This window comes from Vibrio sp. 10N.222.52.C12 (assembly GCF_041474215.1).
Taxonomy (GTDB): Bacteria; Pseudomonadota; Gammaproteobacteria; order Enterobacterales; family Vibrionaceae; genus Vibrio; species Vibrio crassostreae_C.
Map to the genome: position 1 here is coordinate 1 of NZ_JBFRTR010000043.1, position 17,279 is coordinate 17,279.

Annotated in this window: 5 protein-coding genes; 4 read left to right on the forward strand and 1 reads right to left on the reverse strand. The window is 42.2% G+C overall.

What is annotated here, in order from left to right:
• Nucleotides 1–81 precede the first annotated feature (81 nt).
• From AB4623_RS08275 to yciA, 4 genes are all read left to right on the forward strand, one after another.
• Entirely contained in the window at nt 82–426 is a 345-nt protein-coding gene (locus AB4623_RS08275) for a hypothetical protein (protein ID WP_017082577.1), read from the forward strand.
• 26 nt (nt 427–452) lie between these two features.
• Nucleotides 453–914, forward strand: coding sequence for an RTX toxin-activating lysine-acyltransferase RtxC (rtxC, locus tag AB4623_RS08280; protein ID WP_032545857.1), 462 nt, complete (start codon nt 453–455; stop codon nt 912–914).
• Nucleotides 915–935: 21 nt separating this feature from the next.
• A complete protein-coding gene (gene rtxA, locus AB4623_RS08285) occupies nt 936–13,547 on the forward strand; it encodes an MARTX multifunctional-autoprocessing repeats-in-toxin holotoxin RtxA (RefSeq protein ID WP_372146149.1) in 12,612 nt (4,203 codons plus the stop codon).
• Nucleotides 13,548–14,623: 1,076 nt separating this feature from the next.
• Nucleotides 14,624–15,037 carry an acyl-CoA thioester hydrolase YciA gene (gene yciA / locus AB4623_RS08290; RefSeq protein ID WP_017082562.1) on the forward strand — a complete coding sequence of 138 codons (414 nt, stop codon included), beginning with the start codon at nt 14,624–14,626 and terminating at the stop codon, nt 15,035–15,037.
• 292 nt (nt 15,038–15,329) lie between these two features.
• On the opposite strand, the gene AB4623_RS08295 is transcribed toward yciA, so the two are convergent.
• Nucleotides 15,330–17,210: a methyl-accepting chemotaxis protein gene (locus AB4623_RS08295; RefSeq protein WP_102534054.1), complete on the reverse strand. Its 1,881-nt coding sequence runs from the start codon at nt 17,208–17,210 to the stop codon at nt 15,330–15,332.
• Nucleotides 17,211–17,279 lie beyond the last annotated feature (69 nt).

Sequence of the window (17,279 nt, forward strand, 5' to 3'; positions counted from 1 at the left end):
CAATTATAGTTCCTTTTTCGCAATTAAATGCGATTAAGGTTCATTTCATTTTGTTTTGTTAAATTTTTGAGATTTTATTTTATGACAGAGAAGTTTGTTCAAACCATTTCTAGTGTTAATTATAATAAAGGCGTTTTTTCCCTTTATTTCGTAGGTCAAGACCAAAAAAATATGGCTAGTGGCGTAATGGCTGAAAATGATGATGACCTTGAGCTTAAACAAGTGGTTCATATGCCAGCTTCTGGCTTTATGTATATGGTTTCCATGGTTAAAAACATGCTCGAAGATCCTCGCATGTCAGCTGAATTTGACAAGTTAGTTGCAGCGGGTTTTTTACCATCAAGTGAACCGGTTGACCCTCAGGCTGAAGAGGGAACAACGGAAGAAAAAACTGCGCCAAAAAAGCGAGTTTCTAAAGTTAAATAGCAACTGCATTTGGTGATATTGGGCATATGTCTATTGCATATCAATCAGCAAATCTTACGTTAGCGCAAATTCAAAAAATAATCGGAGGGGTGATGTTGTTAAGTCAGCATTCACCTCTTCATCGCAGATACGTTGTTGCTGAATGGCAGCAACGTATTATGCCTGCGTTTGAGCTAAACCAGTTTTGCTATTACGAAGATGAACAAGGTCGCCCAATTGCATTTTGTAATTGGGCGTTTTTGTCTGAGCAAAGCCGAGATGAGTTGTTATCTGGAGTGCGGGAAATTTCTTTATCTGACTGGCAATCTGGCCAGCATATTTATATCCCAGAGATGATAGCGCCATTCGGTCATGGCCGCGAAGTTGTCAATGACCTTCGTCGCCGTGTATTCCTTCCGTGGCAGGGGCAGAAAGTTTGTACGGTCCGCGGCAAGGTCAATGTTCAAAGTGATCGCTGTATCAGAAAGGTACAGTGGTTTTCTATTTAATCCGAAATTAGAGTTTATTTTATGGGAAAACCATTTTGGAGAAGTGTTGAATACTTCTTTACAGGGAGCTATACCGCTGACGATGGGGACAATAATATTGTTGCGACTAGTCTTATTGGCGGCGATATTCGAGCTTACGGCGGTGATGATCATATCACCGTCGCTTCAATTACTGCCACAGTTTATACGGGTAGTGGTAATGATACAGTCGTAGGCGGTGCGGCCCATCTAAAGGTAGAGGATTCTATTGGTAACCTTAGTGTAAAAGGTGCGGCTGGGTATGTTGATATCAATAAAAGTGGGGGTGGTGATGTCTCATTTGCCGGCCTTGCTGGTGGAGTTACTATTGACCACTTAGGTAATCGCGGTGACGTAAATTATGGAGGTGCAGCTGCATACAACGGTATAACCCGTAAAGGTCTAAGTGGTAATGTGACATTTGGTGGTGTTGGTGGTTACAACAGTCTTTGGCATGAAACAAACCAGGGTAACTTATCCTTTACGGGGGCAGGGGCCGGAAACAAACTCGACCGAACTTGGTTCAATAAATACCAGGGTTCACGTGGTGATGTGACATTCGATGGGGGCGGTGCGGCTAACAGCATTAGTTCACGAGTGGAAACTGGCAATATCACTTTCCGTGGTGTTGGTGCCGATAATCATCTGGTTCGAAAAGGTAAAGTTGGAGATATAACCCTACAGGGTGCAGGCGCATCAAATCGAATTGAACGTACACGCCAAGCTAATGACGTTTATGCTGAAACACGAGGGAACGTTACATTTGAAGGGGTTGGAGGGTACAACAGCCTTTACTCTGATGTCGCCCACGGAAATGTCAGTTTTTCCGGGGGGGGAGCCTACAATAATATTACCCGTAAAGGGATAGGTAAAGACTTCGACGGCGAAGGGATGGCGCATGTCAATGCCGATGAAATCGTGCTTACTCAAGCGGTACTAAGTGGAACTTGGATTGGCCAGGATCATCAAGTTACGGGTATAAAATCGACACGTGAGCCGAATACTTATCTGTTTGCTTTCTCGGATTCTAAGTACACCAAAATAAATAAAATTCAGCTGAGTAACGATCCTGAAACTGGAGAGCTTAAGTATTATTCTACCGCTTGGTACAAAGAAGGCGATCATTTAAGTAACTTAACGAGCCAGGATATTTCCTCTGAGAGCGGGTTTAACCCCGTTAAAGTCTATGGCGCATATACGCTGTCGGATTTGAAAGTTGAACACCAGAAAGCGGTGACTATTCACGCCGTTGAAAAAGACCTTACAGAATATGAGTGGGTGACCTACGCTAACGGTGCGGTGATTGATGCTAAAGACGTGTCATTATCTGATGCAAAAATGGGTGGGCATGCTATCTCTTCGGATGGCTCGACTGTCGATGTCAAAGCAGTTAAATCGAATCGAAAAGCAAACACGTACGTCTATGCAAAAGTCTTGGGGTCATACACAAAAATAGTTGTCGTCGAACTTGCAAACGATCCCGATACCGGAGTACTAAGGTATCAAGCTCGTCCTTGGTATAAAGAAGGCGACCACACCCAAAATTTGTCTAGTGAAGATATTTCTTCCGCAAACGGTTACAGCTCTGGGTACAAAAATGGTTACTCGTTGAGTCAGCTACAATACAGCGTTAATACGTTGAGAAGTACCAGTGAAATAGTAGCGGATATTGATGAATACAATGAACAATCATTGTTTAAGTCTGCTAGCGATGGTGGTGAAAGTTCAGGGGACGTTCGGTTCAATGGTGTCGGTGGCGGTAACGTCATCAAATCCAATGTGACACGCGGTAATGTCTACTTTAACGGTGGTGGTCTCGCCAACGTTATCCTTCACAGCTCTAAGTTTGGTGATACCGAATTTGTTGGCGGCGGCGCGGCTAACGTCATTGTTAAAAGTGGCGATGAAGGCGACCTCACTTTCCGTGGTGCTGGTTTAGCTAACGTGCTCGTTCATCAGAGCAAACAAGGGAAAATGGATGTCTACGCAGGCGGTGCGGTCAATGTATTGGTTCGTATTGGTGACGGCGAGTACTTAGCCCACTTACTTGCTTATGGCAATATTTCAGTTCACAAAGGTAACGGTAATAGTCGTTTGACTATGCTAGGCGGCTACAACACGCACACCCAAATTGGGTCTGGCAACGGGTTGTGGTTAGCGGTCGGTGGCTTTAATGTCATGACACAGGTTGGTAAGGGCGACATCGCATCTGTACTTGTCGGTGGCGCGAATGTCATAACTAAAGTGGGTGACGGTGACCTCACGGCGGGTATGCTTGGTGGCGCCAATATCATTACTCATATTAGCGGTGATGATACGGCCTCAAATACGACCGCAGTCGCACTTGGTGGTGCAAACATCCTAACCAAAAAAGGCAATGGCAATGCGCTTGCCGTTATGGGAGGAGGCGCCAACGTACTTACACATGTTGGTGATGGCTCGACAACTGGCGTCATGGTTGGTGGGGCGAACATTCTAACCAAGGTGGGCGATGGCGATACCACAGGCATTATGTTGGGTATTGGTAACGTACTGACTCATGTTGGCGATGGCCAAACACTTGGCGTAATGGGTGCTGCGGGTAATATCTTCACCAAAGTAGGCGACGGCACTTCAATAGCCGCTATGATCGGCGTAGGCAATATCTTCACTCACGTTGGTGAAGGGAACGCGTGGGCGCTAATGGGCGGCCTAGGCAATGTATTTACCAAGGTTGGTCATGGTGATGCATTAGCGCTTATGGTCGCAGAAGCGAATGTCTTTACGCATATTGGTGACGGCACAACAGTCGCATTAATGATAGCAAAAGGTAATATCGCGACTAAGGTGGGTAATGGTACCTCGATAGCCGCGATGGTAGGTAACGCAAATATATTCACTCAGGTGGGTAATGGCAGCACGTTTACTGCAATGCTTGGCCAAGCCAATATCATGACGAAAGTGGGTAATGACCTAACTGCTGCATTAATGATCGGTAAAGCGAATATCTATACTCACGTTGGTGATGGCACAAGCTTAGGTTTATTTGCTGGCGAACTAAACGTGATGACGAAAGTGGGTAATGGCACAACCTTAGCCGCGATGTTTGGTAAAGCAAACATTATGACTCACGTAGGAGATGGTCTTACTGGCGTACTAGCCCTTGGTGAAGCGAATATCATAACGAAAGTCGGTGATGACTTCATGGGTGTTGTCGCAGCTGCGAAAGCAAACGTAGTGACCCATGTTGGTGATGCAACAACCGCAGCTGTGTTGGCGGGTAAAGGTAATATCTTAACCAAAGTTGGCGAAGGAACCACCGTTGGTTTACTGATATCAAAAGTGGGCAATGTCATGACCCATGTGGGGGATGGTACGACTATTGGTTTGGCGAAAGGTAAAGCTAACATCATCACAAAAGTGGGCGATGGATTAGGCGTTAACGTGGCCTGGGGACAAGCAAATATCTTCACTCACGTTGGTGACGGTGATCGATACAACTTCGCCAAAGGTGAAGCGAACATCATCACCAAAATCGGTGATGGCCAAGAAGTTTCTGTGGTTCAAGGTAAGGCGAATGTCATTACTCACGTCGGTAATGGCGATGATTACACGGGAGCTTGGGGCAAAGCGAATATCATTACGAAAGTGGGTGATGGCCGTAATGTTGTTTTAGCGAAAGGTGAAGCGAACATCGTTACTCAAGTGGGTGACGGAGATAGCTTCAACGCACTTTGGAGCAAAGGCAATATCGTCACTAAAGTCGGTGATGGTATGCAGGTCACGGCGGCAAAAGGTAAAGCCAATATTACGACAACCGTGGGTAATGGCCTGAGTGTAACGGCGGCCTATGGTGATGCGAATATCAACACCAAAATTGGTGACGGTATTTCAGTGAACGTTGCATGGGGCAAATATAACGTTAACACCAAAGTGGGTGACGGTCTCAATGTTGCGGTGATGAAAGGCAAAGCAAACGTGAATATTCACGTAGGTGATGGCTTAGGGATTAACGCTTCTTATGCCAGAAATAACGTTGCTATCAAAGTGGGTAACGGTGATTTCTATAGCCTAGCCGTCGCGTCAAGTAACACGAGCAGCAATAAGCTTTCCGCACTGTTTGATAATATTAAACAAACTCTTCTTGGAGTGGGTGGCAGCCAAGCGATTAATTACCTAGTTCAAGGTGATGAAGCTTCTTCATCAGGAATTCAGAAAGGACGAGGTGCTATTTCAACGCCTGAAATCACTAAACTTGATGGTTTCGACTTAGATGAAATCGAAGAAGTGGGTTCCGATCTAGGAGACGGTTTAAGTGGAAGCGTGACCAACGTTGAAACGCCTGATCTCAGCAACATGGAAAATGAACTCAACATCGAAGAATCTTCAAATCAAACGAAAACACCTAACTTGATCGTCAATGGTGATTTTGAGCAAGGTGGTCTGGGATGGGAATCGACTCACGGTGTTGAAGTTGCCTCTTCAAGTAAGGATTATGGCGTAAGTGGTGATGGTCATGGTTCACTTGTTACAGAGCTAGATACTTATACTAATACAAGTCTTTCTCAAGATTTAACGGATTTAGCGGAAGGTGAAGTCATTGCGGTTAGCTTTGATTTTGCAAAACGTGCAGGTATTTCAAGCAACGAAGGCATAGAAGTTCTCTGGAACGGTAATGTTGTATTCTCAACCTCTGGCGATGAAGCAGCTTGGCAACAAAAAACACTTAAGTTGACTGCGAATTCTGGCAGCAACCGAATAGAATTTAAAGGCACAGGCCATGATGATGGGTTGGGCTATGTTTTAGATAATGTTGTGGCGAAATCTGAAACATCACACCAAGCTAATGCTGTTGCCGATAATGCGGAACAAAATCAAGCTGCGCAAAATGCAATGTCTGACAAAGAACGAGCGGAAGCCGATCGTCAACGCTTAGAGCAAGAAAAGCAGAAACAACTTGAAGCCGTATCGGGTTCTCAGGCTCAATTAGAATCCACCGATCAAGAAGCATTAAAGAGCAATGGTCAAGCGCAGCGTGATGCTGTGAACGAAGAGTCTGAAGCGGTAACTAAAGACCTGACGACATTGGCCCAGGGACTTGATGTGCTGGATAACAAAGCGGTTTATGTAGGTGAATCTGGTGAGCATTGGCGCAACCATTTCGCAGACGGTCTTTTAGAGGATGCTCAAACCAAATTAGGTCAGGCTAAAGATGTTGCTGGGGAAAGCATCATCGCTGCGAAAAAAGCGCACGTAGACAACCAAAAAAGTGTCAACGATTCTGTGGCGAAATCAGAAGCAGGCGTTGCGAAAGGCGAACAGAGTCGCTCTGGTGCAGAGAAAGATATTGCGAATACTAAAGCCGACGCTGATGCGCGTAAAACAGACGCCACTACGAAAGCTAATGAAGCTAAACAAGCTGAATCGAATGCGAATAATTCAGCTAGAGACGCTGAAGAACGTGGTAATCGTGATGCAAGAAATGCTGAAAACAAAGCGGATCAAGCACAAGCGGATGCGAAAGGTTCAAAGCAGAACGAAGAGGATCGTCCTGATCGTCAAGGTGCTGTGGGCAGTGGACTTTCGGGTAAAGCACGCAGAATAGAAGGTGCAGGCGTCACGGGTAACCATGTGAATGCCAACAACAAGTCAAGCGCCGATGGCCGATTCAGTGAAGGATTGAGCGAGCAAGAGCAAGAAGCGTTAAACGATGCTGTTCAAGCCGTAAACCGACTACAAATCAATGCAGGTATTCGCTCTAAAAATACCGGAAGAGCTATCACTTCCATGTTCACTGAGAGCAATACCGACAGTATCAGAGTTGTAAATCGAGCCTCACAAGATGTAAACCGAAAAGATATTCGCATTTCAGGTGTCAATCTTCACGGGCTGGGTGAAGCGGCTGACACTTCTTTAGCTGTAAGAAAAGGCGTAGATGGTTTTGACTTCTCATTGCTTGGCTCTAATGATGCAAGATTTGTCGATTCGACTAAGCGACACATTGGCAAGCTTTTAACGGATTTACCTAGTAAAGAGTTGAAAGTGGTAAGAAGTAACATTCAGTCAATTCAGCGTACCCCATCTGAAAAGAATCTTGCTGCCTTAGAGTTGGCTCTTCACCAGTGGCAGAAAAAAAATCCAAAAGAGTTCGCTCAACGTGGTGAGTTAGTTAAGACACTCCAATTTGAAATGGTGTCGCTGCAAAGCCATATTCAGAGGAACCGTTCGAAGGACGCCAATGTCTTTGGTATTGCAATTGATCCGAAAGCTGTTGAAGCGTTTGAGTCTAAGCTCGTGTTTGACGGTATTGGTCGTGTGGTTGGTTTGGTTGAACCTTTGACCGAGCACGAAATCAATAGCTTAAAGTCGTTCGGAGTGGTTTCACCGACTCTGACGAATTCAACTTCAGAGAGAGATGCGCCAAAAACTGAAAATGAGAGCCTTATTGAATTTATTTATAAGCTAGGTCAGATAGAGACTACTGAAACTTATGCGAATGAAATACATGAGTTAGTAGAGCAAGCTAAAACGCTATGGATGAGCGGAAGTGTGACTCAAGAGAAAGCGGTTAAGCTGTTTAGCGAGGCTCATGAAAAGTTAGCAGAACACCCTAAACTGCAAACGCTGGCAAATAAATTACTGGCTGATGCAAAGAAAGATAAAGCGACAGGTCAATATCTTGATAATTTGTTTGGCCGTCGTTTTGACTCTGAAATAGCTCATGAGTTGGTGAAAACACCGACAGAACAAGCGATTAATACTTCAGTTCAAATCGGAACCAGTTTAGTTAATGATTTTGACGAATGGATACATGGCTTGCTGCCGGATGCGGGAGACGATGTGTTGCGCGCTGAGCGAATCCAGACAAAAATGGAAGCGTTTGCAGAAGAGATCGCTAAAGACAAGCGTCCATGGTTTAGTCGCGTCCCGACCTTAACTCAATTCCTTGAAACACCGAATTATGACAACTTCAAAACTATGATGACACAAGTTGATGATGGTTTCGGTGTTATAAAAGTTCCTTTCCTGGCTGTGAAAATGGCAATTACCCCTGGTTTGGGAATGGAAATGGCCCCGTGGAAAGCTGAAGGGGACCGTTTCTATCGGAATGTTATCACCAAGGCTCGTTCAACTGATGCGGTAATATCATCAGGGGTTGAAGGTGAAAACAAAGTTACCCTTATTGAAAAGAAAACCAGTGATTATGGTACGGCGCTTCAATATCAACCGAAAGGTGATAACTACGATGACTTTATAGAAGGCCGCAGTGTCGCAGATGGTCGAATTCTTACTCCGGGTAAAAAGACAACATTCGAAAGTAATGCCTTGAATAATGGTCTGCCGGTAGTGACGGGCGCGTCGGGTTCAACCAATATCATGACGCACCTGAACCAACATATTGCGAGTAAGAATCCAGGATTCTCTGTTGATCAAGCTTACCTAAACACCTTGTCTTTCTTAGTTTTTGACGGCGGTCACTCAGTCAACGAAAGCCTTGCTGTGTACAAAGCTTTGCAGGAAACGGGAGAGGATCGCAAAAAAGTATTGGAAAGCTACACCGCCAACTATCAGGATCTGATAGACCTAGTTGATGATAGCTCAAAGGGCACAGTGCGCGATGCGCTGGACAAGGCATTGGATAAAACGCTTAAGTTCTACAAAGAGCATGCTAATTCTGCATCAGATGAACCAGGGGAAGTGTTACCAGTTAAGAGGGCGACAAGTGACAAAGTTGCGGATCTTGAATCATTAGGAAAAAAGACCGGATTAAAAGTAGATTTATCTCAAGTATTTACGAAGCAAGAGCTGAAAGATAGAGCGAAAATTTTTGCTAAACCGATTGGTGCTTCTTATCAAAGTATCTTAGACCAAGTTGATTTGGTGCATCATTCCAATGGTCAAGAGCAGATGAGCGCGAGCTTTGAACTTTGCAATAAGATTAACGCTTATTTAGCTGAACATCCAACCTCCGGTCGTAATCATGCACTAACGCAATTGAAAGAGCAGGTAAGTACTGAGTTATTTAAAGGGGAAATGAAAGTTACCCAAAAGGCCATTGACGCTATTGCAAAGACACGCCCCGAACTTGCCGCTGACATTTATATGGTGGCGATCGAGGAAGCCAATGGTGAACATGCGGGTCTAACCGAAATGATGGTCCGTTGGGCAAATGAAGACCCGTATTTATCGCCAAAGCAAGGATATAATGGAGAGACTCCGAAGGATTTGGGCTTTGACGCTAAATATCACATCGAACTTGGCGAACATTATTCAGACTTCAAACAATGGTTGGAAAAATCACAGGCGAACGATTTACTAAGCAAAGCTGTCTTGGATGAAGCGACGAAAACTGTCCACTTGGGTTACAGTTACCAAGAGCTTCAAGACTTGACCGGGGTTGAGTCTGTTCAGATGGCTTTCTATTTCTTGAAAGAAGCAGCTAAGTCGTCGGATCGGAGCTCCGGCGATTCAGCTGAAATGATCTTGCTAAAGAAATTCGCAGACAGAAACTATGTTTCTCAAGTTGAAGCCGGTCGAATGGATCAAATTAAAGGTATTTACCACAGTAGTCATGAGACAGATGTTGAGAGCTGGGATCGCCAATATTCTGGTATTGGATACGAAGACCTAAGTAAGAAACTTGCCGAAAAGAAGAATGTCGAAGAGCAGCTTTCTCTACTTCTAAATGACCGTAAAGGTCTTTTAATTGGCGAAGTACATGGCAGCGATGTTAATGGTTTGCGCTTTGTTAATGAGCAAATGGATGTACTCAAGAAGCAAGGTATCACTGTCATTGGTCTAGAGCACCTGCGTTCGGATCTTGCGCAGCCACTGATTGACAATTATCTGGCTACTGGTGTGATGTCCAATGAATTAAGTGCAATGCTCAAAACTAAGCATATAGACGTTACTTTGTTTGAAAATGCACGTTCAAATGGTATGCGCATTGTTGCTCTTGATGCGAATATTACGGCTCGCCCTAACATTCAAGGGACAGAGCATGGGTTGATGTATCGGGCTGGAGCTGCAAATAATATAGCGGTAGACACGTTGCAAAAATTGCCAGCGGGTGAAAAATTTGTTGCTATCTATGGGAGAGCACATTTGCAATCTCACAAAGGCATTGAAGGGTTTGTTCCTGGCATTACCCATCGTTTAGGTTTACCGGCACTTAAAGTGAGTGAAACGAACCAATTCAAGATTGAGAAGGATGATGTGAGTCTACGTGCTGTTTACGAAGATGTCGTGAATAAACCAAAGATTGTTTTCACTAGCTCCTTAAGTGGAGAGGACGGTCATGTTAATAATAAACATGTTGATAGTTGGAAGCGTGTTGAAGTTCTACCTCAAACGGGTGGCGGGGAAACTCGATTTGATGGACAAGTTATTGTTCAAATGGAGAACGACCCTGTGGTGGCTAAAGCTGCGGGGAACTTAGCAGGTAAACATCCTGATAAGAGTGTGGTAGTTCAACTTGATTCAGACGGAAACTATCGAGTGGTGTTTGGTGACCCCTCGAAGCTTGATGGAAAGGTTAGATGGCAATTAGTTGGTCATGGCCGTGGTGATTCAGAAAACAATAATATGCGCATGAGTGGTTATAGTGCTGATGAATTAGCAGTCAAGCTTGCTAAATTGAATCAAGCCTTCAGTGGATCAGGAAGCATCACCACTCAACCTGATCATATTAGCGTCGTGGGCTGTTCTTTAATTAGTGATGACAAACAGAAAGGCTTTGGTAAGCAGCTTATTAAAGCGATGGATATAAATGGAATTCGTAGCGATGTTTCAGTCCGGAGCTCAGAGGTTGCGGTTGACTCAACTGGTCGTAAACACACTCGTGATGCTAATGGCGACTGGGTACAAAAAGCGCCACAACACAAAGTTACATTTAGTTTGGATGCTCAAGGTGAAGTGACGACGAAAGAAGAGCGTATTCGAAATGGCATTGCTGAAGGAAACATTAATCTTTCTCACGTTGGTATGAGCAAGACGGACGAGTCTGTCCGTGGGGCTATTGGTGAAAACAACAATGTTTTTGAGGCACCAGAAAAAAGAAAAATAAATCAAGGAACCTCCTCAACTTCAGGAAACAGCAATCAGCTCAGCTACTCTGGGAACATCCAAGTGAATGTGGGCGATGGCGAGTTTACCGCGGTGAATTGGGGCACATCTAACGTTAGCATTAAAGTGGGCACTGGTGGCTTTAAGTCATTGGCATTTGGTGATAACAATGTGATGGTTCATATCGGTAATGGTCAGAGCAAACACAGCTTCGATATCGGTGGCTATCAGGCTCTGGAAGGTGCGCAGATGTTTATCGGAAATCGCAACGTGAGCTTCAACTTAGGACGAAGCAATGATTTGATTGTGATGCTGGATAAATCGATCCCAACCCCACCACTTGTTAACCCGTTTGATGGGGCCGCTCGTATTTCTGGAGTTCTGCAAGGTATAGCAAATTCGGGCAAAGGCAAAGATTGGGTTTCTGCTCAAAATCAACAGTGGACATTGTCAGGCGCGAAGAAGTTCGTTAAAGATATGTCTGGTTTAGATCAAAGTAGCAGTGTTGACTATGACACTCTTGTGAGTTTGGATTCGCAAAATGGACGTAGTAGCCGAGGTTTGAAGAATGACACTGAAGCTGTTCTGAACAAGAAGTTCAACAAATGGTTAGGTGGTAATGACACCAGTGCAAACAAACTAAGTCGCGCAGATAAGTTTCGTCAAGCGAATGAGAAGTTAGCATTTAACTTCGCTGTTGGTGGTCAAGGTGCGGATATTCAGGTCACGTCGGGCAATTGGAATTTTATGTTTGGTGACAATATCCAGTCTATCCTTGATACCAATCTAGGTTCTTTGTTTGGCTTAATGACACAGCAGTTCTCTGCAACAGGTCAAGCGAAAACAACCTTCACATATAACCCTAAAGATTTACCCCGACAGTTAAAGAATAAACTACTTGGCCAGTTGTCTGGTGTGGGTGCGGATACGACACTTGGGGACATCTTCGGTGTGGATTACACCGCATCTGGGCAAATTCTTGCTCGTAATGGTAAGCCGGTAGACGGGGTTGCAATCCTCAAAGATATGCTGGAAGTGATTGGTGAGTTTAGTGGTGATCAACTTCAAGCTTTCGTCGATCCTACTAAGCTGTTAGACGATTTGAAATCGGGAATTGATATGGGCGCAGATGGCCTTAAGTCGTTCGCAGAAACTCATGGTTTGAAAGAAAAAACGCCAGAAGAGAAAGAGGATAAAGCATCAGTTTCCGTTAATGGGACCAACGTAAATGGTGTTCAAAAAAGTCGCGATGAGGCTACAACGCCTGAAAAAACCCCGAAAAAAGATCGTGCATTTGGTTTTAATTCGTTCAGTCTACCTAACTTGTTTACGACTATCTTTAGCCAAGATAAGCAAAAAGAGATGAAATCGTTGGTAGAAAACCTGAAAGGGAACCTAACGAAAGATCTACTGAATATGAAAGAAAAAACATTCGATTTCTTAAGTAAGAGTGGTCATTTAAAAGGGGATGGTGATGTCCATGTTTCTCTAGGAAACTATAACTTCAACTGGGGTGGCGACGGCAAAGATTTAGGGGCTTATCTAGGGGATAACAACAACTTCTGGGGCGGTCGAGGTGACGATGTGTATTACGCAACTGGTACATCCAATATTTTTACCGGCGGTGAAGGTAATGATATGGGCGTTCTTATGGGGCGTGAAAATATGATGTTTGGTGGTGAAGGTAATGATACTGCTGTGGTCGCCGGACGAATTAACCATGTTTTCCTTGGTGCTGGTAATGATCAAGCATTTGTCTTTGGGGAAGGTGGACAAATTGATACCGGAACAGGGCGAGATTATGTTGTGACTTCTGGTAATTATAACCGCGTGGATACAGGTGATGAGCAAGATTACTCAGTTACGATCGGTAATAACAACCAAGTAGAGTTAGGTTCGGGGAACGACTTTGCCAATGTCTTTGGGAACTATAATCGTATCAATGCTGACACTGGTAACGATGTGGTCAAGCTGTTGGGTTATCACGCAGTGTTGAACGGCGAGGAAGGGGACGATCACTTGATTGCAGCGGCCATGTCAAAGTTCAGTCAGTTCAATGGCGGTGAAGGACATGATTTGATGGTACTTGGTGGATACCAAAATACATTCAAAGGTGGGACTGGTGTCGACAGTTTTGTCGTGAGCGGTGATGTTATCGACAACCTTGTTGAAGACATCCGTAGTGAAGATAAGATTGTGTTCAATGGCATTGATTGGAATAAACTGTGGTTTGAGCGTAGTGGTTATGATTTAAAACTTTCTATATTACGTGATCCTGAAAGCGATACTAACCAAGCGAAGTTTGAACATATTGGTTCTGTCACTTTCGCTGATTACTTCAATGGTAATCGTGCACAAGTTGTTGTTGATATGAGAGATAAGGATGCGAAAGGTGAACGAGATTATACCGCGTTATCTGCCACCTCGATTGACGCATTGGTTCAAGCTATGAGTGGTTTTGCGCCTCAGGGTGGCGACAATGGCTTTATGGATAACCTTGATAGTAAGTCTCGAGTTGCTATCACTAAGGCATGGTCCGATGTTTCTAGAGGGAAAAACGCTTTTGCATAGCTAATAAACTATAATTTCAAACATTAATCTAAGCCGTCTTCTTTTTGAAGCCGGCTTTTTTATTTTAATTCTCATACAATGATTGATTTAACTTCATCTGGAAAGCATTTTTAAAGTGTCTGATTGTTAGGTGGTTAAGGCATACGTTGTTGCATAGATCGAGTTGGTGGTAATATCATCGCGTAATATGTAAGAGTGGTTATGTTACTCTGTATTAATGATGCGTGATTAAAGTATGGAAATGTGCGATACGCCATGGAAAGCGACGTAGAGGGTTTGACGACTCAGATAATGCTCTTCTATGAAAAAGAGCATCATATCTCCCGCTTCGAACGCTACAAGATTTCATTGATTCTCTGTTTTTAAAGTGTTTGGCGAGGACGAATAGAAAGTCAGAAAGTACGGCCATGAAAACGGAGAACTTGGCGAACGCTCTATCTCACAGTGGATGTAGGTACGCATGAAATCTTTGTGTAGAGGTAAACCTCGTCGATGTAGTAATAGTGTAGTGCTGCCAACATTACTTAATCTACCTCGAAGAAAGAGCAATGATATGTCAGGTAACGGAGCTTGTGATACGAAGGTGTACCATTAAGTACTGCCCCGAAAAGGTATTATTCCGTTAACCTCACAGCGTAAAAATACAAGTAACTGGGAGCCTGGGCATTCGAGATATGACGCAATAGGAGTGTTAAAAAGTGATGCAATAGCCCAGTGGAAAGTTCACTCCGATTATCACGTTCGAGCAATATTTGAAACAGTAATTTTACGATCTAAGGGGGTCACTAGTGGTGAATGAGCTTGAGGAATTAGAATTCTCCGGTAGGTTGTTAGTATGTTTTTATGCATATGTACCTTAGTCAGCTAATTTTCCTATAGAGCTTAAAGGTTCCGACTTTCCGATTAATGAGCTAAATCAATCTTAGAATGTGGCTCAATCCAGCATCGATGTTAATGGAATAAGAAGTGCATAACAACAGTATCAAAATCTGTGAAAAATAAAACATTTTCAAAGCTGAATTTTAAACTTAAATATGGTTAAATATAAGAATATATTTAAAATATAGGAATATATCTTGCGTACTTCAATCAATACTAAACAAAAACCAAAAGGACAGCTTCTTTTACGTACTCTTTCTATGCCTGCAGATACTAATGCGAATGGTGATATTTTTGGGGGGTGGATAATGTCACAGCTTGATTTAGCTGGAGCAATCCTAGCTCAAGAAATATCTGGAGGACGGATAGCAACAGTTTCAGTATCAAGTATCACTTTTAAAAAACCAGTAAAGGTTGGTGATGTCGTTTGTTGTTATGGTGAATGCGTTAAAATTGGTAGAACATCAATGTCGATTGATTTAGAAGTTTGGGTAAAACCTATTCAAGAAGATAAGGTTAATCTAAGATTCCAAGTATGTGAAGCTAATTTTAATTATGTAGCTATAGATTTGTCAGGGAAGCCAAGACTGGTTCAAAAATTTTCTGATTAAATAGCTTGAGGCTTTAGTTATATTAAACTATTAACATTCAACGGTGAACTATAGTTACTTTTTTAAATGAAATATTTAAAGCTATCTTTGGAAGTTAGGTTTTTAATTGGCTAAGTAAGATGACTAAAAATTGGCGATGTTTAAATATTACTTATGAAGAGGGAAGAGAGGGAGCTGGCGATCTTATCCATATCAATGGAAAACATGAATATCAAAGAATAATATTGTCTTGGATTGATTTAGTTATGGGCAGGCTAACTAGTGTTTGACTTCGTTAGACCTGCCTAGATATTTATACTTTAAAAATGGTTAGTTCGTTTTTTTGAGATTCTGCTAAGAGCGCTAGCTCATTTGATGCCTGTAGTGTTTGATTAACTGATGAAACGTTCTGCTGTACCAAATCGAAAGCTCGTACTGCGTTTTTTGAAATTTCTTCAGTGACGTTGTATTGCTGTTGGGATGCATTGGCTACGAGTGTATTTATATTAGAGATTGACTCGATTGTTGTAGATATCTCTTCAAATGAAGACTTTATCTGATCAGCTAGAAATACGGATTTCTTGATTAATAACACGTTCTCTCCCATATTCCGGTTCGCTTTTTCAGATTGAATTTGCAATTTTTCGATGATACCTTTAATGCTGATGGTGGAGGTTTGCGTCTTTGAGGCTAAGTTCCTTACCTCATCAGCGACTACAGCAAACCCTCGTCCAGCTTCACCGGCTCGGGCTGCTTCTATTGCAGCATTGAGTGCTAGTAAATTTGTTTGTTCTGAGATGGCGTTTATAACCTCTATAACAGTTCCGATCTCCTCCGCAAATTCACTCAACTCTTCAATAATTCGAGCTGTACTACTAACTGAGTTATTAATTTCATTGGTAAAGTTTAGGTTTTCATTCAATATTTTGATACCATGTTCAACATTATTTTGGCTTGCTCGTGTTTCTTCTTCGGCCATTGTTGCTTTATCACTTACTTCTAGTGAGGATGTCGAAAGCTCGTTAATAGCAGTAGATATCTGTTCAACTTGAGATAGTTCATATTGAACGTTTTGTATTGTATCTGACATAACTACAGTGAGTTGTTGTGAGGCAGATGAGACATTCTCTGCAATTCCATGTGAATTTTTAATCAAATTAGATAGTTGTTCAGAAAAATTAATGAGTGAACGATATATCCCTGTTTCATTCCCTGTTTTTTTTATATTTTGACGAAGATTTCCTTTAGCCATGGATTCCATCAACAAAGCAATATCTTTAGGAGAACCGCCAACAGGTTTTAAGACCAATATGTGTATAATAAAAAATAAGATACCAATAGAAGAAATTATACACAGTAATCCGGTGAGTATAGAGATGAAAACTTGGTCATTAACTCCTTTGTTTATAATATTATCTTTGGTAAAAATTACATACTCCCACCCGTTGATATCTAGTTTGCTCCAAAAAGCAGTATAATCTACATCTTTTCGTCCGATTCGATTTGTATATGATAATTCTGGGTGGTTATTATCAAATTTTTTAAATGTAGGGTTTTCTAAGAATATATTACTTCCTACTTGTTCTTTATTAGGTGAGGTTATTATTGTCCCTTCTTCCGTATATAGGAAAACATCGTCTCTACCTATAATATCTTTTAGTATTGATCCTTTTTTTATGCTACTAATTATCGCGATATCTTCATTTATCTTATACACTATACCGAATACGACCTCTCCCGAAGTTGATGAAGTATAAGGCTTTGAAACATAGAACTCTTTACCTTTCTCGAATGTTTCGATAAAATAATCACGTTGAATTTTTTTAACATTAACTTCTGTAATTTTTCCAGACATATCGTAAAGCGAACCTTCACGGTCAAAAAGGAAGACACCGATACTAATATTACCAAAAATATTATGAATTGATTGCAGTTGGTTAGTAAGGTTAGAGGATAAACTACCATTTTTATAACTATCATCATCTATTTTTATTGAAGACAAAATGTGTTTGTAAATTTCTAGTTTTTCTGTCATCTTTCCGTTAATTGTTGAGTTTTTCTCATGAAGTATCTCCTTGTTTAATCGAATACTTTCATTGTGGAAAGACCAAAAATTCAAAGATGCGATGATTAAAATAATCATTGTGATGATTAGAACCATTGAACCTATGACTTGTAATTTAAATTTATTCACATTGTTTTTCCATTATTTTCTGCTAGATTTATTTTTAATAATAATTATTTCTTCTAAGGTGAGGTATCC

What these genes read in the sequence shown, in the direction of transcription:
- AB4623_RS08275 (WP_017082577.1), top strand. Translation starts at nt 82, where the DNA reads ATGACAGAGAAGTTTGTTCAAACCATTTCTAGTGTTAATTATAATAAA.
- rtxA (WP_372146149.1), top strand. Translation starts at nt 936, where the DNA reads ATGGGAAAACCATTTTGGAGAAGTGTTGAATACTTCTTTACAGGGAGC.
- rtxC (WP_032545857.1), top strand. Translation starts at nt 453, where the DNA reads ATGTCTATTGCATATCAATCAGCAAATCTTACGTTAGCGCAAATTCAA.